Genomic DNA, 1,409 nt, shown 5'->3' with positions numbered 1-1,409 from the left:
TTTTCCAATCTTCCAATTATAATCTTTTATGAATTCTCCTCCACCAAATCTTTGACACAGGCTACCCAAGTATCTCTTGAGTTTAAGCTCGGAACCAAATCCCATTTTTCACCGCCGAGTTCTTCAAATTGCTCCTTGTATTCTTCGCCTACCTCCACGGTAGTTTCCAAGCAATCCGCCACAAACGCCGGAGAGAAAACAAGTACTTTTTTTACTCCTTTTGCGGATAATTCCTTGATCAGGTCTTCGGTATAGGGTTTGATCCACGGGTCTTTGCCAAGTCGGGACTGGAAGCAGGTCACTACTTTTTCTTCCGGCAAACCCAATTTGGAAGCGATCAGCCTCGTGGTATGGAAGCACTGACCGCGGTAGCAGAACTGGTTTTTCTTGGTGTAGTTGCCACAGCATTTGTCACTGAGTTGGCAATATCCATCCACAGAACCTTTTCGGATCTGTCGCTCGGGTAGTCCATGGTAAGAAAAAAGGTAAGTATCGTATTCTTCCTTTTCCATCATTTCTTTTCCCAATTCCGTCCATGCCTGTACAAAAAGCGGGTGATCGACGAAGTTGTTGATAAAAGTGATATTCGGGATAATCTGCCAGGTACGTGCTATTTCCATGACTCTGTCTACCACAGAACCGTTGGTAGCGGAAGCATATTGCGGGAAAAGCGGGAGTACTATGATTTTTTTGACATTGGCTTTGTTCAGCTTTTCCAGACCTTGTTCGATGCTTGGCGTCTGGTAGCGCATGGCAAATTCCACAAGGTATTTTTCAGGGTCCAATACTTTGATCAGTTTCTCGGTCAGGTCTACGGTATGGTACATAAGTGGTGAACCCCTTTCGGTAAAAAGTTTGCGGTATTCATGCGCGGATTTTGGCGCACGGAATGGTGCGATGATGAGGTTCACCAATGCCCATCTTGGGATAAATGGAAAATCGATCACCCTTCCATCCATCAAAAATTCCCTTAAATATTTCCTGACATCGCCGGTGGCTGTACTGTCGGGAGTCCCGAGGTTGACCAATAGCACGCCGATCTTTGCTTTATTTTTACTCATTTCCTTTTTTAATACTTTATAATTCTATAAAGAACCAAATAACAGGGTTTTGGTTGGAATTTGCCAATGGAATTGGATAAAGAGTGGGTTTAACATGATCTATAACTTCTGAGATCTGAAGTTTTTAACAGATTAAGCATCGTAGAAATAAGTCAGAAATCTTAAATTTTTGGAGAATTCACTATTGAAACAGCCGCGGGGAGGAAGAAATTTTTCCGGGCCGGCGGTGGCACTGTGTGTGGGAGGATTAAAATTTCTTGTCCCGATAGCTATCCGGGATTGGTTACTTTTTGTTTCAAGTCCTCGTGGTTTTTGAACCAAACTTCAAAAGAGATAACTTTATAATGT

1 protein-coding gene is annotated in these 1,409 nt (G+C 42.9%); it reads right to left on the bottom strand.

Annotated features, from left to right (window positions below):
• Positions 1 to 26: 26 nt before the first annotated feature.
• Positions 27 to 1,061, bottom strand: coding sequence for a ferrochelatase (gene hemH, locus M3O96_RS21850; protein WP_249725418.1), 1,035 nt, complete (start codon positions 1,059 to 1,061; stop codon positions 27 to 29).
• Positions 1,062 to 1,409 lie beyond the last annotated feature (348 nt).

The organism is Aquiflexum sp. TKW24L, assembly GCF_023502205.1.
Classification (GTDB): domain Bacteria; phylum Bacteroidota; class Bacteroidia; order Cytophagales; family Cyclobacteriaceae; genus Cognataquiflexum.
Note: the sequence above shows the minus strand (reverse complement) of the source record. Positions and strands in the feature narration are given on the sequence as shown.

Bases quoted from the DNA above. Each gene is read 5' to 3' on its own strand.
- hemH (WP_249725418.1), bottom strand. From the start codon at position 1,061: ATGAGTAAAAATAAAGCAAAGATCGGCGTGCTATTGGTCAACCTCGGG.